The organism is Pseudomonas sp. C 49-2 (genome assembly GCF_003970195.1).
Classification (GTDB): domain Bacteria; phylum Pseudomonadota; class Gammaproteobacteria; order Pseudomonadales; family Pseudomonadaceae; genus Aquipseudomonas; species Aquipseudomonas canadensis.
The window spans coordinates 136,291-158,903 of the sequence record NZ_RXYG01000004.1; the positions used below are offsets into that span (position 1 = coordinate 136,291).

The following is a 22,613-nucleotide window of genomic DNA, read 5'->3' on the forward strand; positions in this document are numbered from 1 at the left end:
AGGTTATTTCATATCCCTGACTTGCACCCACAGCACCGCGTCCTGGGAAAGGGGTTTGCCTTTATAGGTTTTGGTCGCACCAATGTTCAGCGCTGCAATACCCCACCAGCCGGCACGGGGCAGGCCGATCGTGACGACGCCTTGGGCATCCGAATAGGTGCTCAGGGATTTGAACGAGGCTTGGGGGGCTGTGACGTAGTCCTGCTGGCCGAAGGCGTTGTTTTTGATATCGACCGAATGGTTGAGGTATTCGATTTCGATCTCGGCGAAGGGCACTGGCTTGCCGTCGGCCAGCACAACGGCGCGGAACACGCCGCCGGTCCAGTTTGCATACGGCTTGTTGAGGGGCTGGATCTCAACCGCCAACCCCTGGGGTTCTGACCAGTTACCGGGGACGCCGCCCACGTTGACGACGAGCTTGGTGAACTGTTGAATGTAGACGTCTTCCTCTTTTTCCAGGTACGGCTCAGGTTCGAGTACGAAAATATGGTCGCCCAGTGAGCGCACCAACGCCCGTGGAATCGACGCGCGATAGGCGGTCGACTGTTTGTCGCGACCGTGCCACTGCACCGGTTTCAGGTAGCGGCGCAGATCGGTTTTTTCTCCACCATGGGCGCTGACAAGGCTGAAGGCGCGGGGTTCGCCCATGTCCATGGTCGGCCCGCCGGGGAACGGGTGCGTGAACACGATCGCTAACTCCAGATCGGCCGCACGTTGCAGCGCTGTTTCGTCGAGGTAGAGCATCTGGAAGTGAGCTTGCGCGGCGCCGGTCATGCAACTGAAAGTCGCGGCGGCAAGGGCTTGAAGCAGTCTTCGTTTGATCAGCATGGGCTATTTCACTGTGTAATGTCGGAGGACTGGATCGTGGCGCCATGGTTGTCACCGCCGAGAAACTCAACGGAGTACGGGCCGGCGGGAGCCTGGAACGTGTAGCTGTTGTCTTTATCGACAGTGCCTTCGAGCAATAGCTTGTTGCTGGTGTCCTGGACATGGATTTTTCGACCCGTGGCGGAACTGCCGTCGGTGTAGCCCGCTTCACACTTCACCCAGTCATCGTGATCGATATAGCAATCGAAAACGGGGCCGTGGGCCAAGGCGGCCTTGCCGAACAGGAGTGCACCTGCCAGCAGGATCGGGTGGACCAGATTTCGCGATTTCATAAGGTTTCAGTCTCCATGGTCCAAATTGATCACTGGGGGGCTGCGGCTTGAACGGCAGGCGCAGGGGCGCCGTCCGGTGCAAAGGCCGCCAGCAAGGCATCTAGGTTGGAATTCAGCAGTGCCTCATACCCATTGGCTGCGTCGGCGAGCATGCCCGGGTTGCCGATATCCAGGATCAGCAGACGTGCGCCACCGTCCTTGATGGCCTGGGCAATCCTGGCGTCAGGCGTCCACTTGTGGACCACTACACGGATCTCGCGCTCACGCAGGTAGTCGGTCAGGGCGGCGCGGTCGGCGTCAGTCCAGTCAATGTCCTGGCGCACGAACCAACCGTCCACATACACGCCGAACTCGCCGAACAGGTAGACCGGCTCGCTGGCCAGCGACAGCACGCGCAGGTCCGGCACCTTCAACAGCCGAGCACCGTAGTCGGCCTTCAGCTGGCGCAAGCGGCCGTCGAGTGCGACGAGGTTGCGCTCGATACGAGGCGCGTCGGTCGGGGACAGGCGTGCCAGGTCAGCTGCAATCAACGCCGACATGCGCATGGCGTTGACCGGGCCAAGCCAGGCATATGGCGACAGGCCGCCCTCGCCATTGCGGGCACCCGCCCAGGGCACATCGTTGGAGGGCACGCGGGTCACGGCCACGCCGGGCTTGAAGCTGTCCCATGAGTGCGACGCATCGATTTCGACGGTGCGCACGTTGTGGCGTCGAGCCGTCGCATACAGTGGATCTGCACGCCATAGGCTGCTCAGGGTGACCACGGCGGCGGCCTTCTGGAACACCGCCGGCGGCAGGCGTGGCAGCGCGTTGGCCTGGCTTTCCATGGGCACGGCGGCGTCTATCGGTACACGCACGACCTCGATGTGCGTGCCTTCGCCGAGTGCCGAGGTGAGCGCATACAGCGCCGGCAGGGCGACCAGCACCTGTTGCTGGTCGACCTGCGCAAACGCCGACGGAGCGCCGCCCAGCAGCAATGCCAGCAGTGCCAGCCAAGGACGAATGGATAAGTTGAACCGTGTCATACGCTGGCCCCTTTGAACTGCGGCGCGGTGCCTCGAATGATGCTGGTGAACGCAAACACCAAGGCTGCGACGATCACGATGGCGCCGCCCGTGGGGACGGGAATATGGAACTGCATCGGTGCCAGAATGCCGACCACACAGGAAAAGGTCGCAATCACTACGGCCCAGGTGACCAGGCCTGGCAGTGAGTGGCTGATGTTGCGGGCGGCGGCTGCCGGTATCAGCAACAAAGCCTCCACCAACACCGCGCCGATGATCTTCAGGCAGGCGACCGTGACCAGGGTGACCAGCACCACGAACAGGTACTCGACGCTGCGCACCTTCACGCCGCGTGCATGGGCCAGGCTCGGGTTGAGGCTGGAGAGCAACATGCCGTTGTACAGCGGCAGACCGATCAACGCGCAAATCACCGTTACGCCCAGCAGTACGTTCATGTCGGTGTGGTCGACGGCCAGGATCGAGCCGAACAGCACACCTTCCATCACGTGCGTGTTGATTTTTGCCGACACGAACAGCAGCAATGAAGCACCCACCGCCAGCGAGATCGAGAGGAACACGCCGATCAGCGTGTCATTCGCCAGGGTGGTGCGGTGTTGCGTGTACTTGAGGGTCAGTGCGAACAGCAGGCAAAAACCGAACATCGAAAAGTAGGGCGAGGTGTAAGACTCGCCGATCAGCACGCCAATGGCCACGCCGGTCATCGCCGCATTGCCCACGGACTGGCTGAAGAACGCCATCCGCTTGATCATCACCATCGAACCCAGTACGCCCAGCAGTGGTCCGATCAGCACCGAGCACATCAGTGCATTGATCACGAACTCATATTCGAACGGTTGCGGCAACACGTGACTCTCGGCGAGCGCCTGTAGGTGGTCGCGGATGAAATCGTAAAAGGCATTCATCGAATGGCCTCCAGTCGGCTGTCGATCTGATCGGCGGGGCCGTGAAACAGCACCCGTTGGTTGATAACGGTCACGGACTGCGCGATACGCTTGACCTGCTCAAGGTCGTGGTTGATCCACAGGATGGTCACCCCACGGCCGTTCAGTTCGGTCACCAGCGCCTCCACCAGGCGCACACCGGCCTCGTCGATCCCGGCGGTCGGTTCATCGAGGATCAGCAGCCACGGCATCGGGCTAATGGCCTGGGCCAGCAGCACGCGCTGACGCTGACCGCCGGACAGGCTGCCAAACGGCTTTTTCCCCATTCCCGCCATGCCGGTACGCGCCAGGGCCTGGGCGTTGGCCGCCCTGGCGGCGCGGCTTGCGCCGAAGAAGGCAGGCCGGCGTTGACCCAGCAGGGCCATGAGATCGTTGACCGTCATCGGCACGTTGCGGTCGAAGTCCGGCAGTTGCGGGACATAGCCCATGGGCGTGGTGAACTCACCCTCGAAGCGAATCGCTCCCGTATGTGGCATCTGCCCCAGCAGCGCACGCACCAGTGAGGTCTTGCCGCCGCCGTTGGGGCCTACCAGGCAATGCAAGGCGCCGGCTTCGATGCGCATGTTCACCTGGTCGAGCACCTGCGTACCTCCCAGTCGCAGGGAGACGTTGTCGAACACAATGGCGGGGCCGCGCATCGCGTATTCCTCCTTCAGCGCATTCATTGCTGGGTGTACTCAACGGCTTGCGCCAGGGTTTCGAGGTTTTCGCGCATCGCCACCTCGAACTCCTCCGCGCTGTAGGTATTCCCGGTGATATGGGACAGGGCGAACACCTTCACGCTGGTGGCAGCTTCGATGGGTTTGGCCAGGTCGAGGGAGAAGTTTTTCTCGGCAAACAGCACTTTGACGTTGGCCTTCTTGATCGCCTCGATGGTGTTGGCCAATTGACGTGCCGTCGGCGCGACGCCGTGGCGCGGCTCGATCACGGCGCTTACGAACAGGCCGAACTCCTGCATCATGTAGTCGTAGCCGGCATGGGTCGTCGCGCAACGGAACGGCGACAGGTCCAATGCGGCGAAACGCGTCATGAATGCTGCACGCAGCTCGCGGATACGGCCTGCATATGCGAGGGCATTTTTTCGATACGCAGCCGCGTTGTCCGGGTCCAGCTCTCCGAGCCTGCGAGCGATCTCGAACACCTGCTGTATCGCCGCCGTGGTGGAGACGAAGGTGTGCGGGTTGACCACCTTGACCCCTTCCTGGTCGCCACCGATGGGGATCAGCGCCACCGTGGCATTCGCCTGGATAATCGGCAGCGTTTGCGTGCGGCCGGCGGCCTTGATGATCTGGAAGGCCCATTCATCGTGGCCGATGCCGTTGACCACCAGCACATCGATATTCATCGCGCGAGTAATGTCATCGGGCTGCGGTTGGTAGTTGTGCGGGTTAGCCTCTGCCGGGATCAGCGCAATAACCTCGGCCTGATCACCGACGATATTGGCGACGAAGCTGTAGTAGGGATGCAGAGTGATACCGACCCTGAGTTTCTTTGCCGAGGCTAAGGCCGGGCCGGCAAGCGCGATGGCGGGTATCAACACCAGCAGCGCGATGCAGCGGCGCCACAAGGCGCGGTGTTTCGTCGAAACAGTCATGGCTGGGTTCCTTTTACGCGTTCGATTTCAGTGGCGCCGTCGTACGGTATGACTTGGCACCAACCCTCGCCGACCAGGGATTCGGGCTTGACAATGGCGGGGTAGGGCGCGTTCGGGTCACGGTGGACCCAAATCGTCGCTTGGTTGGCCCACATCACCCCCGCATGGGCGTGACCGATAATCAGCAGGTAGGCGCTCTGGCCTGGTGCATGGCCGCCGGAGCCGTAGTACACCGTTGCACCCTGGCCCAGGGTGGCCTGGGACACGGCGTTGATGGGCTGGTCCGCCGCAGTGGCATCGTCATCGCTCCCCTTATGCGCTAGGTGGGAGCCCGGCAGGATCAATTGCCAATGCACCTCGCCATTGGTTTTCCAGAAGGCATCCCGGTAGAAGGGCGGCAGCAACAGCTTCTGCGCCCGCTCCAGGGTGACCCAGCCGCCGGTATCGTTGTTGGTCCAGATGATTTCCTCACCGGCCGGTAGCAATGCGCTGTGGATGGCTTGATCGACCGCACCCAAGCCATCGAAGGAGCGCACCTGCCAACTCAACGGGGTAGGCGGGCCAACTCTTTCGGGGCGCAGCAGCACATAGCCGGCCACGCCGGCGATGACGCTCAGCGTGGCCAGCACCAACGCCAGCGACTCCCATCCACTGGAGCGTGGCCGCACCCGCGTGATTGCAGCGGTTGAGCGCGCCATCAGAGGAACGCGATCCAGCGGCCCAGGAAGACTACGCCCGCCCACAGCAGCAACGAACTGAAGCCGGCCACACGCGCCTGCCGGGGAGGCGGCAGCGTCGTGTCCCATTCGGCAATTCGGCGAAAGGCCCCGAGATGGAACACGGCCATGTTGATCCCGGCCAGCATCAACAGGCCCATTTTGAAAAGAAACGCGGTGTTCTGCACATAGGTCGTGCCATTGGCGCAGAACATCAGCAGGCCGGTGATCACACAGGTCACGAACGCGACCCAGGTGTACGGCAGCAAGTCCTGGATCAGCTTCAGCGCGCCGCGCCGGTGGGCGGTCACGCCCAGCAGACGCAGGTCGACCACCGCGATGGTTCCGTAGACGATGGCGATGCCGATCACGTGCACCGACTCCAACATCGGGAACGCCGAGCCTGACTCGCGAATGAACGTCGCGACCGGCGTGTCCTGGACGGCTTGCAGCAGAGCTTGAATATTCATGGCGAATACCTGAGAACTTAGGTTGAAAACGCTTAGATCGTGTAGGCGATCCAGCGGCCGCAGATGATCACGACGCACCACAAACCGATCGACAGCCACGCAAAGGCCTTGACGTAGCCCGACGCCTCGTCAGTGCCGGCAGAGCGCAGCAGCGGGCGACGCAGCAGCCAGGTCACGCTGAACGCGGTCACCACCAAAACCATCTTCAGCCAGAACGTCGAGTTGACGAGTACCCGATCTGGCTCGGCGATGATCATCAGTAACCCGGTGCACAACAGCACGATCAGTGCATTGCGCATCCACGGGTAATAACGGCGTACGATGCCCCGCAGGGGCTCATCGCTGGCGAACATGCCCGCCAGTCGCAGATCGGAAATCAGCGCCGAGCCGAAGAGCACGGTGATGGCGATGATATGAATGCTTTGCACCGTGGGGATGACCCATAGGATGTCGCGGATGGCAGTGCTTAAGGGCGACGCGTAGATCCAGGCAATAATGAGTGACGATGACATCGGTTTTTCTCCCGCAATGGGTTAGAAATCTTCAGGGGTTGCGATCGGATGCAGGCCCGCCGCATCCTCCGGCAGCAAGTATCCTTGCTGGATCGATACGGCTTTGGCGTCTTCGAACTTCTGTGCATAGCGGCTGAAATTTCCATAGCGCTGGCCGAGCACTTCCTTCGAATAAGGCACCTTGGTGTCGTAGATCAGTCCGCAGCCGGTCTCTTGATCGGTGAGGTAGCTGGCGCTGGGCACCTGGATCCACGGCGGACGCACGCCGCCTTGCAGGTTGCCGGTGGCGGGCGCACGGGCAGCGGCGTTGCCGTCGCGCAACACACGGGGGGCGCTCGGCATCGGTTTGCCGTCGCGCACCCACTGGTCCATGCCATCCACCAGCGCCGAGACCACCAATTCAACCGGTTCGTCATACAGCGTTCGGCAGCGCGGGTCGTCGCCCTTGCCGACGTCGGCAGCAAGCTTCTCGGTGTGCTCCGTGCCAAGGTCGGCCAGGCGCAGATGGGGCATGCCGGTCACTTCGTAGTAGCGCAGTTGCGGAGTGTCGGTGTCCGCGGGCAGGGGAATACCTTCGATCACGTCGTGCATCAGTTCGGACTGGCTGAAGACGGTCACGAACGGCACGCCTTCAGGCATCTGGCGTGGCACGCGGATCACGTCGCCGCCCACTTCTCCGTAGGCCATGCGGCCGGTCATATAGGCGTCGATCACTGGCGTTTCGTCGGGCATGCGCCATTGCTGGTGACGGCCCTGGTCGAGATAGTCCATCCAGACTTGCGCGGTAACGGCCCAGCTATTCACGTAGACGCGCTGCACATCCAGGCCCGCCAGCGGGCTCTGGGCACCGTTGGTTTTGAGCAGCAATGCCAGTTGCGCGCCGATGCCCTGGGACTGGGGCGCAAACGGATCGGGCGCGTCGCCACGCGTGAAGTGGGCAGGGTCGTAGTAGGTGCCCAGTGGCGCATAGCGGGCAAAGTCAAAGCGGCGCATGAACTCGAAGTTCACGATCGGTCCGTACTGGGCGATCTGTTCGGCTTCGGCCACTGGGGTGTCGGAGATGAACTTAGGGTCCACCGCTGGCTTGTTCACATTGAGCGTGTACCCGACGTACGCGTAGCCGCGCCGCAGTAGATAGTCGCGGGTCAGGATCCAGCCTGCGCCGCGCTCGCCGAACCAACTGAACGGCTCGATCACTACCGTGCCGTTGAAGCGTGCCGGGTCTGCCGGTTTGCGCACCAGAATGCGCGTGGTGTAAGGCGCTTCCAACAGGGTTTCGCCGGCGGCAGTGATGGCGGGGGCGACGCCTTGCAGGTAGTACTCTTGTTCGATGTAGCCGTAGTGGTTGAGGTCGCTGTATTCGGTGCCCGGGCGTGTCGCCGACGACAGCGGCGCCTTGTCGGAAGGCGGCACGGGGATCGCCGTGGGCATGCGCGGCACCTCGGCGAACGTGTTCGCCGCGATGCACAGCCACAGCACGACGCTGAGGGGGGTCAGGCGTTTCATTCGTAAAGCTCCAGCAGGGGATGGATGGGCGTCTTCACTCAAGGCTCAGAGATGCCTTGCCCTCGCTGTCGATCACGATCTGGTTGTTCTCGCACACGTACTCTTGGATGGCGTAGTTGGAGCGCTTGTACTCAAACGTAAAGCGATATGGGGTATTGAGGACTTGCGGGTCTTCGATCAGGACCTGGTTTTCCAGGTGATCCGGGCCGCGCAGCCGAATGCGTTCGGTGATCTTCATGGCCGGCCCGTGGGGCACGTCGTAGAAACGCACGTCGGTTCGCACGCGCTGGGTCTCGACCACCAGCGTGTCGCCTTCCCAGTGGCCGCGCGAATGGCCTTGGTACAGCGGGTCGAGCTTGTCTTTGGGCGGCATGGCCTGGTTCAAGAGAATCCGCCGCACTTGCTGGAGATATTCGCCGAGGATGATCACTTGCTTGTCATCGCGAACGATCTGGATCGGGAAGAGCGCCGCCATCATCGTCGGCATGCCCTCGGGCAGGCACTTTGAACTGGAGGTGGCGATCGGCGTACCAGCTGCGTTGGCCACCGCTTCTTTCTTCTTGAGCTCGGCGTACTCGGTGTCGTAGGGCGCCTTGAGGTCCATCGGACCGCCGGGGTGCACCGGGTCGTCCGGGTTCTCGCCGAACCAGTCGTCCGGGGTTCTTTCCCAGGTGCCGCTGATGTCTGGCCGGGTGGCCGCGCTGTGCTTTTGCGAGGCTGTCGCGGCGCTGCTTATCCCGGCGAAGGTCGCAAGGACCACGCCCAGGACGATCATGGCGGCGTTGGAGGTGCGTGCTGGTTTCATTGAAAAGTCTCCGCGTTGCTGGTTTGCCCAGTTCTGTTGTTGTCGCATTCGGGAGTGGCTGCGTTTAGCCGCCGCCCGAGAGCACCACGTCACCCATCTTGATCTCCACCAGCAGCCCGCCTGGCTCACCGTTTTTCAACGGTTTATAGGAAACCTCAACGTTTTCGCCGGCCTTGACCGAGTCGGCAGTCCAGCCTGTGCGCTGCAGCGCGTTGACGCTGCCGGTCTCGATCTTGAAGCGCTGGGCCGGCGGGCCGGGAACGTCGACGTAGATCGTGATGTGCGGGTTGGTCCAGGCGAAGCGCTCGACCACACCCTTGATCGTGAGGGTCTGGGTCTGGTCGAACAGCGCAAATGAATGGTGGGCACTGGCCACAGGCGCTAAGGCACTGCAGGCGATGAGGGTCAGAAGGCAAAGCCCCTGACGTAACAGCGGGAAGGGTGACAAAGGGGTCATGACGGGTGCCTCGGTTTTTATGGTTCTTATGGGCCCAGCATAGGGCGCTCGCGTTCACAGGCCTTAGCCCAAAACGGCAACCATTGAAGGTGTTCAGGCGTTTCGGCGCGGATGAGGTATCGCGCAACGACGGATCGACGAGCAGGCCCGTGCAGATGCTGATTTGGGTTACCGCGCTGGCGACCCATGCCGGAACACTTGTGTCTCGCCTCACAACTATAAAAACAGGAGAGACGTCATGCGCATTCCCCCCTACGCGCCATTACTGTCGCTGGTTGCACTCTGTGCAGTCGGCTCACAGGCGCACGCCTATACGGTTTACAGCGAAGACGACGGTGCAACCGTTTTGAACGCCGACCTGGGCGCCGGGTTTGGCTGGTTCGGCAGTACCCGCAACTACGTCGGCGATCCGCAGAAACAACCCGGCAGCATGCGCTGGCAGGAGGGCTACGCCAAATATGACCTCAACGGCACCACCGACAAGATCACCGCTGGCGCCATATACGGCGGCTTCAGCGTGCTCAGCAGCGGCACATGGGGCGACGGTGATCCGGGGGCGATCACGGCGGGCAATGAGCGCAGAACCGCGGTGGAAGACGCTTTCCTGGGCTGGAGGTCCGGCGACCTGCTGCCTGCCCTGGGCCAGGACGGCGTAGATTTCTCGTTTGGGCGCCAACTGGTCACGGTGGACGGTTTCCTAATCACCGACGATGGCTTCAACCCAGGGAACGCATTCAGTCCCATCGAGGGCGTGCGCGATGGTCGGTTCAACCGAGGGGGGACCTTCTACCTTGGGCAGCGCTTGGCGTTTGGCAACACGGCGGTGCTGAAACTGGGCGGCAAGGAGGGGCTGCACGGCAGCCTGATATGGCTGAAGTCCGAGAACCCCGGCCAGTCCAAGACCGAACTGGCGGTAGGCACTCTCGATTACACCACACCCATTGGCTCGATCGGTTCGACCTACATTCACGGCCTGGATGTGGATGAGAAATATGCCTTCGCGGATCGGCTTGAACGCAAGGGCATGAACGTCTACAGCATTCGTGGGCAGGGCAACGCGGGGATTGAAAACGCCGACTTCGCATTCGAGGTGGCTCGCCAGGAAAAACGTTCCGGCTCACAGCGGGCAATGTTCTTCGACGCCGGCTACACCTTCGCCGATGTGCAATGGCAGCCGACGGTCAGCTATCGCTACTCGCGCTATTCCGAAGGCTGGGATTTCCTGTTCCAGGGCGGCTTTCGCAAACGCTACCAGGGTGAAATCGCAGCCAACTACGCCGGTTCGGTGACCTCGAATATGCAGATCAACGACGTGCTGCTTTCAGTCCGGCCAACCGAGAAATTGACCCTGAACGCGATGGCCTTCGACTACCACCAACTGTCCCGTCGCAATGAGCGGGATTTCGCGGCGCGGGAGGTGGATCTGTTCCTGGATTGGATGGTCACGGATAACGTCACGCTTTCGCCCTTGATCGGCCTCTATAAGCCCGAGAAATGGTTTGGCAACGGTGGCGGGCAGAGCGGCAGCTCGTCGACCAACGCGTACATGCAGTTCATTGTGTGGGCGACGTTCTGAGTCGTCATTAAAGGCTGTTGCAGGTCTCGCAGGCGTTGACGTTTTGCGTCAACGCCTCATCCATTCAGAGCATGCGGCGCAACACGTCGTTGCGCGGGTCGCGGTCGTAGAAGCGATGCTTGAGGGCACCCGCCACATGCAGCACGATCAGGACCAGCAACGTATAGGCGAGGACTTTGTGCAGCCATTGGAACACCGCAAACCAATCGTCATTCTTTGGCAACAGTTCCGGCAGGTTAACCCCGAAAAAGAACACCCCGTCGCTCATCGTGTAGGTGCTCGACATGGAGTAGCCCATCAACGGCACGATCACCAGCAGCACGTACATCACGCGCTGGGTCAGGCGTGACAGGAACCGTTCATACCCCGCCAGGGTTTCCAGCGGCTGCGGCAGCTTGGGGGTGCGAAAACGCACGGCGAGCTGAGTCAGGACCACCAGGAACGTCAACACCCCGAAGGACTTGTGCCACGGGTAATAGAGCTCGTATTTGCTCGCCACTTCATCATTCATCCCGGTCATGTGCCAGCCGACCCACAGCAGGCCCAGGACGAGCACGGCACGCACCCAGTGCAACACGCGCAGGGAGGTCGGGTACCGATCGATTGTCGGTTGATCTATTGGGTTCATATCAGGCTCTCCACGGAGCGATGCACGGTTGAATGGCCACCCTCAACGTTGGAGGGTGGCTCGGTCAGGGTAGGCGCTGCACTCAGGACGGCAGCAGCACGGTGATGACTTTCTCCTCGGTGTAGGCCAGTGCACCGCTGAACCCACCTTCACGCCCGATACCGCTGGTCTTGACGCCGCCCCAGGGCAGGTTGGCGTCCAATGGGCTCCAGCAGTTGATACCCACGGCGCCGGCTTTCACCGCTGCCGCGACACGGTGCGCTCTGACCAGGTCGCTGGTCCAGACCGTGGCCGCGAGGCCGTAGCTGCTGTCGTTGGCCATGGCGATCGCTTCGTCTTCGCTGTCGAACGTGATCAGCGTGCCAACGGGGCCGAAGATCTCGTCCCGGGCGATTTCCATGTCATTGCGGGCGTTGGCGAAGATCGTCGGACGCACGAACCAGCCTTTCTTAGGGGCCGAGACGCCGCCCGCCAACAGCGTTGCGCCTTGGTCGATGCCGAGTTGGATGTAGCGGTTGACGCGATCGAACTGCGCCTTCTTGGCCACTGGGCCCATCTGTACGCCGGGCTCGCGAGGATCGCCCACGGTCACCGCCTGGGCGGCCTCGGCCAGTGCGGCGCCGAAACGTTCGGCGAGGCTGCGCTGCACCAAAATTCGCGAACCGGCCGCACACACCTGACCCTGGTTGGCGAACAGACCGAGCGTACAGCCGCGCAGGGCGTCCTCGAAGGAGGCATCGTCGAACACAATCTGCGGGCTCTTGCCGCCCAATTCCAAGGCCACGCGCTTGAACAACACACCGGCGGTGCGCTGGATTTCGCGCCCCGCCTCGGGGCTGCCGGTGAAACTGATCTTGGCGATATCCGGGTGTTCGCACAGGGCGCGACCGACTTCGTTGCCGTAGCCGGTGACCACGTTGATCACGCCGTCCGGGAAACCCGCTTCCTGCGCCAGCAGCGCCAGTTGCAAGGCTGACTGCGGGGTTTCTTCCGATGGCTTGACCACCACGGTACAGCCAGCCGCCAGCAACGCGGCGAGCTTCCACACCGTGATCATCAGCGGTGAGTTCCAGGGCACGATGGCACCCACCACGCCGACGGGCTCGCGTACCGTGTACGACAGGGTTTTGGTGCCGAAGTAGCCACCGGTGGGAATGGTGCGACCTTCAAGCTGGTTGGCCCAGCCAGCGGCGGCGCGCAGGTTGGCAATCGCGTTGGGCAGGTCCATCCGGCGCGGCTCGATGGGGGAGCGACCGATGGCGTTGGCGTCGAGATCGGCCAGCCGTTCGGTGTCGCGCTCCACCAGATCGGCCAGTTTCGACAGCAGTCGGCCACGTTGGGCGCCGTCGAGTTGGCTCCACTCGCCGCCGTCGAGTTGCCGGCGTGCAGCCCCCACGGCACGGTCCACGTCTTCGCGTGTGCCGCGTGCGGAGCTGCCATACACCTGTTCAGTCACGGGGTTGACCAGGTCGATGCGCCGACGGTCGAAGGCTTCGCAGGACGCACCTTCGATGAAATGATTCAAGTGCTCAGTCATTTTGCGGTCCTTGAGTAATGGGCAAGATCATGCTTTGAGGGAAGCCAGGGCGTCGCCGAAGATGTCCAGTGCCTTGAAGAACAGCTCACGCGAGATCGTCAGCGAGGGCATTACGCGCATCACGTTGCTGTAGCGGCCACAGGGAATCATCAGCACGCCGTGGTTGAGCAGATAGCCCATCAGTTGGCCGATCTTTTCGCCCGGCAGGGGTGCCTTGGTGATCGGGTCTTCGATCAGTTCGATACCGATCATCAGGCCGCGCCCGCGCACTTCACCGACTAACGGGCTGTTGAAGCCGCGAATATGCGCCTGAGCTTCCAGCCCCAGGGTGTGGGCACGGTTGAGCAGGTCGAGTTCAGGGTCCTGGAGGATGCTGATGTTGGTCAGTGCCACCGCAGCCGACAACGAGTTGGCGGCGAAGGTGTTAGGCATGGAACCGTCGGGGATTTTCGCTGCCAGGTCCGAGCGCATGATCAGGCCGGCCATGGGCAGGTCGCTGCCGATGCCCTTGCCGAAGGTGAGCATGTCGGGCTTCACGCCGGAGTGTTCGACCGCCCACATTTTGCCGGTGCGCCCCGCGCCGGACTGCACTTCATCGACGATCAGCAGTGTGCCGCTGCGGTCGCAGGCCTTGCGCAGCAATTGCAGGAATTCCGGCGACGGCGGCACGTAGCCGCCTTCGCCCTGTACCGGTTCCACAATCACGGCCGCCACGTCATCGGCGGCCGTGTACGGGGTGTTCAACAGGTAATCGATGTACTCGCCGGCGATCTGCTCGGCGCTTTTGTGGGTGGTGTCGAAGGGGAAGCGGTAGGCGTAAGGGTAGGGCGCGTGAATCACGCCGCCCATCTGCGCGCCAAAGCCCTTGCGGTAGGCCGTGCCGGTGGTCAGCGAGCCCGAAGCGTTCCACACACCGTGGTAGCCGCCGTGGAAGGCGATGATCTGGTGCCGCCCGGTGATGCGCTTGGCGAACTTGATCGCGGCTTCCAGGGCATCACTGCCGCTTTGCGTGAAGAAGGTGATGCAGTCGCCACGCAACCCCTCGGGCGCGATTTCGGACAACTTGGCAGCCAGCTCGGTACGCCGGGTGCTGTTGATTTCCAAGGCGTGCATCAGCACTTCGGACTGTTCGCGAATCGCCTGCACCACTTTGGGGTGGCAGCGGCCTACGCTGCTGACACCGACGCCGGCGGACAGGTCGATGTAAGTGTTGCCGTCCGGGTCTTTGAAGGTCGCACCGAAGGCGCGGTCCATGGCGATCGGCATGCGTCCGCCGCCGCGTGCCATCGACTCGGTACTCGCCGACAGCGCCAGGGCTTCGCGGGTTTTGGGGCCGGGCAGTTCGCCGGAGATAATCCGCGGGGCATCCGCGAAGTGCAGGGATTGAAGTTTGGTTTCACTCATGACGGTCTCTCTGGAATGTCTATTTAAGTGTGCCGATCATCTCCGGCGCCGGTTCCAGGCCGGTAGCCCGAATCGGCACATGAGATGCATGCATTCCAGCGCATAAACAATTTCCAGGATTTGTGCTATGTGCGACTATCAAGCCCATAGGCGATCTAAAAACAAGAATATTGGTAGAGGTACACGACCCAATGAAAAACCAGACGATCAGCCATTTTCGAGATGTCCACGTCCATGCAGCCACCATCCAGCAGTGGAACCAGGACTACAGCCAGTTAACCGCCGGCTGCGCCGAGAGCTCGCTGATGCAACTGACGACAACCGGTTGTCACTTGTTTCTCGAACAGATCAACCAGCGCGTGGTGCAGAACGGCGTGGCGCCCCGCGACAAGATGTGCTTCGCCGTGCCGATCAACGTCCCGGGTTCGATTCGCATGCAGGGGCGCGAGGTGGATGACAGCAGCCTGTTCTTTCTCCACGGCGGCGAGGAGTTCATGTTCCATATGCCGATGGGCATGGAGTTGCTGTCCATCACCTTTGAGCGTGACTTATTCGACGAGGCGTTGGAGCAGACCGCTTCAGCCAAGGACCTCAATCGGTTGCTGCGCCAGCCGGTGATCAGGGTTTCCCCCCAGCGATTTGCCCAGGCTCGGCGCCGATTGCTGGCGCTTTTCTCCCAGGCACTGGTGCACGAAGATCTCGATAGCACCCTGGATCGAGCACGCGAGGTAGCGCTGGAGCAGGCCATGCTCAGTGAGTTGTTGCAACTGATGATCGACCCCGCCTGCGACAAGCACCAGCGCAGCCCCAGTTCCACGCGCAGTTTTATCGTCGAGAAATGCCACCGCCTGGCGACCACCGAAATGATCAACGTGCCCAGCGTGATCGATTTGTGCGAGCGTCTCCAGGTGAGTCGGCGTACGGTGCAGAACAGCTTCCGCTCGGTCGCCGAGACCACTCCGCTGAATTACCTGCGCTCTGTAAGGCTCAACGGTGTACGCCGCACCTTGATGTCCACCCGTGCCTGCGAGCTGACGATTGGTGATGCCGCCGCCCAGTGGGGCTTCTATCACCTGAGCCATTTCGCGGCGGAGTACCAGGAGCTGTTCGCAGAGCTGCCGTCCCATACCGCCCGCGCAGCCATCGCCGCTTACGCGCGCGCCTGAACGAAAAAATCTGCAAAAACCGGATACAGCCTGCTTGGGAGAGGCGGGTGTTTCGCCGTGGGTGCTTGCGTTACCGATTTGGGATACCGGCACGTTGCAGGGCAGGCATAGGATCAGTGCCAGCGTGCAACAAGAACGACAAGCTATTCGGTGCCGGTGAACCGCCGGCTGCACCGATCCTGCAGCGACTGCCTCATACAATAAGGTCAATAACATGAGTGTATCCAACTCGATCAACAGCTCCACGGAGCTCAAGCGTGGCGCCCTGGGTGTGGGCTTTATCATTTTCTTCGTGGTGTCGGCGGCAAGCCCGCTGAGTGTGATCGCCGGCGGCTTCCCCATCGGTATCATGCTGGGCAACGGGGCGGGGACCCCGGCCTTGCTGATCCTCGCCTTGCTGGTGCTGCTGGCGTTCTCCGTGGGCTACACCACCATGTCCCGCCACCTGACCAACGCCGGTGGCTTTTACGCCTTTACCGCACGCGGGCTGGGCGGCCTGGCGGGTGGCGCGGCCGGGGTGCTGGCGATGTTTGCCTATAACATCCTGCAGGTTGGGTTGTATGGCATGTTCGGCGGGGTGGTCAGTGGCACCATGGAAGCCGCGTTCGGCCTGGTGCTGCCGTGGTGGTCCTACTCGCTGATGGCGATGGCCAGCATCGCAATCCTGGGTTATCGCAAGATCGACCTGTCGGCGCGGGTGCTGTCGGTGATGGTGATCGCCGAGTACCTGGCGATCCTGGTCCTGGACTTCTCCATCCTCAAGTCCGGTGGCGACAGCGGCATCAACCTTGACGCCTTCACCAGCAGCCGAGTGTTCAGCGGCACCCCGTCCATCGGCTTGCTGTTTTGCTTCGCCGCCTTTATCGGCTTTGAGGCAACGACCATCTACGGGGAGGAGGCCAAGGACCCGAAACGCACCATTCCGATTGCGACGTACTGTTCGGTGTTGCTGATCGGTGGTTTCTACGCGTTATCGGTGTGGTCGATGGTGGTGGGCGTGGGGTCGGACAAGATCGTGCCGATGTTGCAGGCCTTGCAGGATCCGACCACGTTTATCTACGGCATGTCCGACCATTTTGTCGGCCCGCAACTGACCCAGGTTATCCGTGTGCTGTTCATGGTCAGCATCTATGCCGGGCTGTTGGCCTTCCATAACGCCGCTGCACGTTACTTCTATGCCATCGGCCGTGACGGTTTGCTGCACAGCCAGTTGGGCACCACCCACCGCGTACACCAGAGCCCGCATATGGGGTCGGCCTTGCAGAGCCTGATCTCGGCCGTGGTGGTGCTGATTTTCGCCGCGTTGGATGCCGATCCGATCCTGCAACTGTTTGCCTGGTTGTCCAACCTGGCCACGCTGTGCGTGATCTTGCTGATGGCGCTGACTTCGGCGGCAGTGCTGGTGTTCTTCCGACGCCACCCGCAGCTCCAGGTCGGGGTCTGGCGCGGGCAGATCTTCCCGGGTTTCTCGTGCCTGGCGCTCTTGGCGGTGCTGGTGTTGGCGGTGGTGCATTTCGACGTGCTGACCGGTGCCAGCCAACTGCTGTCCTACAGCCTCTGCGCGATTATTCCCCTGGCCTTGCTGGGCGGGGTATTCCTCGCGGCGCGGCTGCGCAAGGCATCGCCCCAGCGGTTCCTGGCGTTGGGCAGCCACAAGCTTTAAGGCGTGGCCGGCGGTGTTTGCCTGCTCAACTTGACCAGCAGCGCTGCGATCAAAAGCAGTGCTGCCGACGCCGCCAGCACCGCGACAAAGCCCGCGTCGAACGCCGAGCGGGCAAATGCGCGCAGCATGGCAGCGCCTTCGGGCGACAACGTTTCGGCGACGACAAGCGCGTCGTCAAGACTGTCGAATGTCGCAGGGTTGCGGGTCAGCCAGGATGGAACCACCACGCCCGCCGAATACGCATAAACCGCCGATAACAGGCTGCCTGCCAGGGTTACACCCACCGCACCGCCCAGTTCAAACGACACTTCCTCGATGGAGGCGGCCATGCCAGCCTGGTTGGCAGGTACGCTGAGCATGATCGTGCTGGACGCCGCCGTCAGTGCTGCACCAATGGTAAAACCCAGCAGCGCAAGGACGATCAGTTGCAGGTACACCGCAGCGTCATACAGCAGCAGGTAGGCGAGCATCGACGCAGCAGACAGCAGCAGGGTCCAGAACAGCATCCGCTGGTTCCCCAGGCGAGGCAGGTAGTAACCGGCCAACGGCCCGGAGATGAACGAGCCCAACGGCAGCGGCAGGATGAACAACGCCGCTTCCAGTGGTGACAGGCCCAGCACCAGTTGCAGGCGTTGGCTGAATACCAGCTCCATGCCGATCAACGCTGCGGCGGACACCACGGCCGAGATCACCGCATTTCTGAACCCCGTGGCCTTGAACAGCCCCAGGTCGAGGATCGGCTGAGTGGCGCGACGTTGGCGGCGAATAAACACCGTCAGGAACAGCGCGCCCAGCACCAGTGCGATCAGCATGCCTTCGAAGGAGGGCGTGCGTTTGCCGAGTTCCTTGACCGCATACGCGACACTGATCAAGCCGATCATCACCTGCAGCGAGCCCAGCCAGTCCCAGCGTTTGCTCATATCCCCCGGATGATTCGGGATCAAGAGGGCGCCGACGACCAACGCCACCAGCACAATCGGCACGTTGATCAAAAATACCGAGCCCCACCAGAAATGCTCCAGCAACAGGCCGCCCACCACCGGACCGAACGCCGCGCCTCCTGACGCCACCGAGGCCCAGATACCGAACGCCATGGCCTGTTCGCGCGGATCCGTGAAGGTCACCCGCACGATGGCCAGCGTGGCGGGCATCATCATCGCCGCGCCGACCGCCAGGAACCCCCGTGCGCCAATCAATACGGCGGCGGAGGGTGAAAACGCCGCAATCAGCGAGAACAGGCCGAACACGCCGAGCCCGCCGATGAACAGGTGTTTGTGTCCAAGACGGTCACCGAGGGTGCCCATGCCCAGCAGCAGGCCGGCAGCGATCAGCGCATAGATGTTAACGATCCAGAGTTTTTCCGAGGCCGAGGCATTCAGCTCTCGGGTCAGGGTGGGCAGGGCGGTGTACAGCACCGTCATGTCGATGACGATGAGCAGCAAGGCGCTGGAAATGATCGCGAGGATCAACCAGCGGCGTGGAAAAATCATGGGTGGTGCTCAATGTAGAAGAGTTGAAAGGCGGCCACTGTAACCAAGTCAAAACGGCATACGTTTTACACGCGGAAATGCCCGACCAGTTGCTGTTGGTGATTGGACATTTGATGCAGTGCGTCACTGGCCTTTGACGCTTCGTTCATGCGCCCGGCGAGTGTTTCGCTGATGCCCCGGATGTCGCTGACCCGATGGCTGATATCGTCCACCACGCTGCTCTGCTCAAGGGCCGCACTGGCGATCTGCTGATTCATTTGTTCGATCACCTCCACGGCCTGGGAAATATGCCCCAGCGCCACGCGAGTCTGTTGCACCTGGAGCACGCTGCCGCCGGCTTGCTCGCGACTCAATTGGGTGCTGTGCACCACCGCCTGGCTCAGCTGTTGCAGCGTCTCGATAACCGTGCGCACCTGTTCGACCGAACTCTGGGTGTTGCTCGCCAGGTGCCTGACTTCATCGGCCACCACCGCAAAGCCGCGCCCCTGTTCGCCGGCCCGCGCCGCTTCGATGGCCGCATTCAGCGCCAGCAGGTTGGTCTGCTGCGCAATGGCGCTGATGACGTCCAGGACCTGACCGATCTGGGCGCTGCTACCGGCCAGGGCATTGACTTGCTGGAGCGTGGTTTCCAGGCGTTGATCGAGGGCCTCGATGCTGCGCTCCGCGGCCGAGAACACCGCCTGGCCTGAACGGCTGGCGTTTTCGGCGGCAGTCGCGGCGTCGGCGGCGCTGTGGGAGTGACGCGCGACTTCCTGGGCGCTGGCGCTCATTTCGTGCAACGCGGTCGCTGCCAGCTCCACTTCGCGGTACTGGCGCTGCATGCCGGCGCTGACTTCACGGGCAATGCCCGATGAGGTATCGGCACTATTGCGGGTGTCCAGGGACGCGGCCTGGATCGCGCGAATAATCGGCTGCAACTTGTCGAGGAAACGGTTGAAGCCATCGGCCAAGTGGCCCAGTTCGTCGCGTCGCCCGGTGGGCAGGCGCTGGGTGAGGTCACCGTCGCCTTCGACAATCGCATCGAGCAACTCGGCCATCTTCAGCAGCGGGCGTGTCACGCCGTAAGCGGCCAGCCAGATCAGCAGCATACCCAGGCTGCTGGCCAGGATACCCAGGCCGAGGTTGAGCCAGTTGGACTCACGACTTTTGTCGTCGAGTTCGCTTTGCATCTGCCGGGCTGGCGCCTGCACCCGCGTTTGTGGAACCTTGATCTGCAGTTGCCAGGCCGGCGTGCCCGCCGCGGTCTGTAAGGGCTGGTGGATATCCAGCGTGTCCCCCGAGACGGCGCCGCTGCGTCCCGCCACTTGGCCCGTGGCCGACAGGATGGTGACCTGGCTGTCGCCCTGGTAGAGGTCCTGGCCGAGGTTGGCCGCCAGCTTCTGTAGGGTGTCGAGGCTGATGTCCATGCCCACCACGCCGAGCACTTTGCCGTTGACGATCAGCGGGATCGAAACGCTGCTCATCAGGGCTTTCTGGCCTTCCACTTCGATGGTGTAGGGTTCGACCACACACACCTGGCGTTGCGCCTGAGGGCACGCGTACCAGGCGTTCCCCGGTTCGCTGCCGGGGGGCGCGGTGTTCGCGGCGATTTGTGCCTCGCTCAGTACCTCCTGCACCAGTTGCCCCGGTTGGCTCTGTGACCAATACAGTGCGAAGCGCCCGGTTTCATTGCCCGCCACGGCGCGTTGGTCGCGCCAATCGGCGTCAGTGCCGCCCAGCGCATCCGGCAGCATGATGACGTACAGGCCTAGGACTTTTTCGCGTTGTCTCAGGGTTTCACGGGCGTTGCTGATCAGGGCTTCGCGCAATTGCGCGACCGTCAGGCGGCCGTTGAGCGTTTGCTCGCGCAGTTGCAGAACCTGTTGCGCAAACCCCTCGCCATACAGCGCGGTTTCAGTGAAAAAACGCTCCACCTGTTGGCCATGCGCCACGGCCTGGGCCTGCAAGCGCTCCAGCGCAGCCTGTCCGAGCAACTCGCTGCTCTGCTCTTTAAGCAGCTTTGCACTGGCTTGATTCTGATACGCGCTGGCGCCAATCAGAGCCGCCACCACTGCCAGCAGGCAGAGTCCGCTCAGCAGGGTGATACGCCATTGAATGGTGAGGTGAGCTGGCTGCATGGTTGAGGCTTCCTACAAGTGGGCGTCGCGATGATGGGCTGGCGGGCGAGCCCTCATTCTTATTCTGGTGGCCGGCATCCGGGCATAGCACGGCTGATGCTAGGTTGCAGGCATGACAGGCCAGGCGGCTATCCCAAATCGGCAACTGCGCTGGGAGTGAGCGTGTTGCCTCGACCTGTTTTGGGGCGGGGCTTCGGATGCTACCGATTTGGGATAGCGAGCGGTTCAGGGGCGGGCATAGGATCAAATTCAGCGCGCAACTAAAACAAAACGCTAACCGGTGCCGATGCTGTGTGGTCGGACCACCCCTAAAGCGACTGCCTCATACAATAAGGTCAACAACATGAGTGTATCTATCCCGGTCAACAGCTCCACGGAGCTCAAGCGTGGTGCCCTGGGTGTGGGCTTCATTATCTTCTTCGTGATATCGGCGGCGAGCCCGCTGAGTGTGATCGCCGGCGGCTTCCCCATCGGCATCATGCTGGGCAACGGTGCCGGCACCCCGGCTTTGCTGATTCTCGCGTTGCTGGTGCTGCTGGCGTTTTCGGTGGGTTACACCACCATGTCGCGCCACGTGACCAATGCCGGTGGTTTTTACGCATTCACGTCCCGTGGCCTGGGTGGACTGGCGGGCGGTGCCGCTGGGGTGCTGGCGATGTTTGCCTATAACATCCTTCAGGTCGGGTTGTACGGGATGTTCGGCGGTGTGGTCAGTGGCACCATGGAAGCCGCCTTCGGCCTGGTGCTGCCGTGGTGGTCCTACTCGTTGATGGCGATGGCGAGCATCGCGATCCTGGGCTATCGCAAGATCGACCTGTCGGCGCGGGTGCTGTCGGTGGTGGTGATTGCCGAGTACCTGGCGATCCTGGTCCTGGATTTTGCCATTCTCAAATCCGGCGGCGACAGCGGCATCAACCTTGACTCGTTCAGCAGCCGCCATGTGTTCAGTGGCACGCCGTCAATCGGCTTGCTGTTCTGTTTTGCCGCCTTTATCGGCTTCGAGGCTACAACCATCTACGGTGAAGAGGCCAAGAATCCCAAGCGCAGTATCCCGATTGCCACCTACTGTTCGGTGTTGCTGATCGGTGGTTTCTACGCGCTGTCGGTGTGGTCGATGGTGGTGGGGGTGGGGTCGGACAAAATCGTGCCGCTGCTGCAGTCCTTGCAGGACCCCACCACGTTTATCTATGGCATGTCCGACCACTTTGTCGGCCCGCAACTGACCCAGATTATCCGCGTGCTGTTCATGGTCAGTATCTATGCTGGGCTGTTGGCCTTTCACAACGCCGCCGCGCGTTACTTCTACGCCATCGGGCGCGACGGTCTGTTGCACAGCCTGCTGGGCACCACCCATCGCGTGCACCAGAGCCCGCATATGGGCTCGGCGTTGCAGAGTTTGATCGCGGCGGTCGTGGTGCTGATATTTGCCGCGATGGATGCCGATCCGATCCTGCAACTGTTTGCCTGGCTGTCCAACCTGGCCACGCTGTGCGTGATCTTGTTGATGGCACTGACCTCGGTGTCGGTGTGCGTCTACTTCCATCGCCATCCCGAGCTTAAGGTCGGGGTGTTGCGTGGACGGATCCTGCCCGGTATTTCGTGCCTGGCGCTGGTGATGGTGCTGGTGTTGGCGGTGGTGCATTTCGACGTGCTGACCGGTGCCAGCCAACTGCTGTCCTACAGCCTCTGCGCGATTATTCCGGCGGCCTTGATCATCGGCATCGTGCTCGCCGCGCGACTGCGCAACAGCTCGCCGCAACGCTTCCTGGCCTTGGGCAGCCACAAGCTCTAAGGCCCCCGCGTTTTCATAGCTCGACTAACCAGAATCGCAGCCTGCCGTTGCTCG

The 22,613-nt window shown here is 62.1% G+C and carries 21 protein-coding genes and 1 pseudogene; 4 read left to right on the forward strand and 18 right to left on the reverse strand.

Features of this window, described 5'->3' with window-relative positions:
- Nucleotides 1-3: 3 nt before the first annotated feature.
- The 12 genes from EJ576_RS09555 to EJ576_RS09610 form a co-directional block, all read right to left on the reverse strand.
- The gene (locus EJ576_RS09555; protein ID WP_126570210.1) at nucleotides 4-828 is read right to left on the reverse strand and encodes a DUF4198 domain-containing protein; all 825 of its coding nucleotides are present in this window, start codon (nucleotides 826-828) and stop codon (nucleotides 4-6) included.
- A gap of 8 nt (nucleotides 829-836) precedes the next feature.
- On the reverse strand, nucleotides 837-1,160 hold the full coding sequence (locus tag EJ576_RS09560; RefSeq protein ID WP_126570211.1) for a hypothetical protein: 324 nt from the start codon (nucleotides 1,158-1,160) through the stop codon (nucleotides 837-839).
- 29 nt (nucleotides 1,161-1,189) lie between these two features.
- Complete coding sequence (locus EJ576_RS09565) at nucleotides 1,190-2,185, reverse strand: metal ABC transporter substrate-binding protein (RefSeq protein WP_256656593.1); 996 nt, start codon at nucleotides 2,183-2,185, stop codon at nucleotides 1,190-1,192.
- Nucleotides 2,182-3,087, reverse strand: coding sequence for a metal ABC transporter permease (locus EJ576_RS09570; RefSeq protein ID WP_126570212.1), 906 nt, complete (start codon nucleotides 3,085-3,087; stop codon nucleotides 2,182-2,184). The genes EJ576_RS09565 and EJ576_RS09570 overlap by 4 nt, the downstream gene beginning before the upstream one ends.
- Nucleotides 3,084-3,791, reverse strand: coding sequence for a metal ABC transporter ATP-binding protein (locus EJ576_RS09575; protein WP_126570213.1), 708 nt, complete (start codon nucleotides 3,789-3,791; stop codon nucleotides 3,084-3,086). Before EJ576_RS09575 ends, EJ576_RS09570 begins: the two co-directional genes overlap by 4 nt.
- A complete protein-coding gene (locus EJ576_RS09580; protein WP_126570214.1) occupies nucleotides 3,788-4,720 on the reverse strand; it encodes a metal ABC transporter solute-binding protein, Zn/Mn family in 933 nt (310 codons plus the stop codon). Before EJ576_RS09580 ends, EJ576_RS09575 begins: the two co-directional genes overlap by 4 nt.
- Nucleotides 4,717-5,418, reverse strand: coding sequence for a DUF6162 family protein (locus EJ576_RS09585; RefSeq protein WP_126570215.1), 702 nt, complete (start codon nucleotides 5,416-5,418; stop codon nucleotides 4,717-4,719). Before EJ576_RS09585 ends, EJ576_RS09580 begins: the two co-directional genes overlap by 4 nt.
- Entirely contained in the window at nucleotides 5,418-5,906 is a 489-nt protein-coding gene (locus EJ576_RS09590; protein WP_126570216.1) for a DUF6644 family protein, read from the reverse strand. The genes EJ576_RS09585 and EJ576_RS09590 overlap by 1 nt, the downstream gene beginning before the upstream one ends.
- A gap of 32 nt (nucleotides 5,907-5,938) precedes the next feature.
- Entirely contained in the window at nucleotides 5,939-6,418 is a 480-nt protein-coding gene (locus EJ576_RS09595) for a DUF6644 family protein (RefSeq protein WP_126570217.1), read from the reverse strand.
- Between the two features lie 21 nt (nucleotides 6,419-6,439).
- Nucleotides 6,440-7,924, reverse strand: a complete 1,485-nt coding sequence (locus EJ576_RS09600) for an alpha/beta hydrolase domain-containing protein (RefSeq protein WP_126570218.1) — start codon at nucleotides 7,922-7,924, stop codon at nucleotides 6,440-6,442.
- A gap of 34 nt (nucleotides 7,925-7,958) precedes the next feature.
- The gene (locus EJ576_RS09605; RefSeq protein ID WP_126570219.1) at nucleotides 7,959-8,729 is read right to left on the reverse strand and encodes a hypothetical protein; all 771 of its coding nucleotides are present in this window, start codon (nucleotides 8,727-8,729) and stop codon (nucleotides 7,959-7,961) included.
- 64 nt (nucleotides 8,730-8,793) lie between these two features.
- The gene (locus EJ576_RS09610) at nucleotides 8,794-9,186 is read right to left on the reverse strand and encodes a DUF6152 family protein (RefSeq protein WP_126570220.1); all 393 of its coding nucleotides are present in this window, start codon (nucleotides 9,184-9,186) and stop codon (nucleotides 8,794-8,796) included.
- Between the two features lie 238 nt (nucleotides 9,187-9,424).
- On the opposite strand from EJ576_RS09610, the gene EJ576_RS09615 reads away from it, so the two are divergent.
- Entirely contained in the window at nucleotides 9,425-10,762 is a 1,338-nt protein-coding gene (locus tag EJ576_RS09615) for a hypothetical protein (RefSeq protein WP_126570221.1), read from the forward strand.
- A 64-nt stretch (nucleotides 10,763-10,826) separates the two neighbouring features.
- On the opposite strand, the gene EJ576_RS09620 is transcribed toward EJ576_RS09615, so the two are convergent.
- From EJ576_RS09620 to EJ576_RS09630, 3 genes are all read right to left on the reverse strand, one after another.
- Nucleotides 10,827-11,390, reverse strand: a complete 564-nt coding sequence (locus EJ576_RS09620; RefSeq protein ID WP_126570222.1) for a cytochrome b — start codon at nucleotides 11,388-11,390, stop codon at nucleotides 10,827-10,829.
- Between the two features lie 82 nt (nucleotides 11,391-11,472).
- Entirely contained in the window at nucleotides 11,473-12,927 is a 1,455-nt protein-coding gene (locus tag EJ576_RS09625; RefSeq protein WP_126570223.1) for an aldehyde dehydrogenase, read from the reverse strand.
- Nucleotides 12,928-12,954: 27 nt separating this feature from the next.
- Complete coding sequence (locus tag EJ576_RS09630) at nucleotides 12,955-14,331, reverse strand: aspartate aminotransferase family protein (RefSeq protein WP_126570224.1); 1,377 nt, start codon at nucleotides 14,329-14,331, stop codon at nucleotides 12,955-12,957.
- Between the two features lie 191 nt (nucleotides 14,332-14,522).
- Here EJ576_RS09630 and EJ576_RS09635 point away from each other — a divergent pair, with 191 nt between their 5' ends.
- Both EJ576_RS09635 and EJ576_RS09640 read left to right on the forward strand, forming a co-directional pair.
- Nucleotides 14,523-15,497 carry a helix-turn-helix domain-containing protein gene (locus EJ576_RS09635; protein ID WP_053129978.1) on the forward strand — a complete coding sequence of 325 codons (975 nt, stop codon included), beginning with the start codon at nucleotides 14,523-14,525 and terminating at the stop codon, nucleotides 15,495-15,497.
- A 214-nt stretch (nucleotides 15,498-15,711) separates the two neighbouring features.
- Complete coding sequence (locus EJ576_RS09640) at nucleotides 15,712-17,160, forward strand: APC family permease (RefSeq protein WP_126570225.1); 1,449 nt, start codon at nucleotides 15,712-15,714, stop codon at nucleotides 17,158-17,160.
- Here the strand turns inward: EJ576_RS09640 and EJ576_RS09645 are convergent.
- From EJ576_RS09645 to EJ576_RS30185, 3 genes and pseudogenes are all read right to left on the reverse strand, one after another.
- On the reverse strand, nucleotides 17,157-18,650 hold the full coding sequence (locus EJ576_RS09645; RefSeq protein ID WP_126570226.1) for an MFS transporter: 1,494 nt from the start codon (nucleotides 18,648-18,650) through the stop codon (nucleotides 17,157-17,159). The genes EJ576_RS09640 and EJ576_RS09645 overlap by 4 nt on opposite strands.
- 65 nt (nucleotides 18,651-18,715) lie before the next feature.
- Nucleotides 18,716-19,471 carry a methyl-accepting chemotaxis protein gene (locus EJ576_RS30180; protein WP_371923938.1) on the reverse strand — a complete coding sequence of 252 codons (756 nt, stop codon included), beginning with the start codon at nucleotides 19,469-19,471 and terminating at the stop codon, nucleotides 18,716-18,718.
- A gap of 102 nt (nucleotides 19,472-19,573) precedes the next feature.
- Nucleotides 19,574-20,767: pseudogene (locus EJ576_RS30185) on the reverse strand (HAMP domain-containing protein); the annotation flags it as partial.
- Nucleotides 20,768-21,110: 343 nt separating this feature from the next.
- Between EJ576_RS30185 and EJ576_RS09655 the strand changes: the two are divergent.
- Nucleotides 21,111-22,559, forward strand: coding sequence for an APC family permease (locus tag EJ576_RS09655; protein ID WP_126570228.1), 1,449 nt, complete (start codon nucleotides 21,111-21,113; stop codon nucleotides 22,557-22,559).
- Nucleotides 22,560-22,613 lie beyond the last annotated feature (54 nt).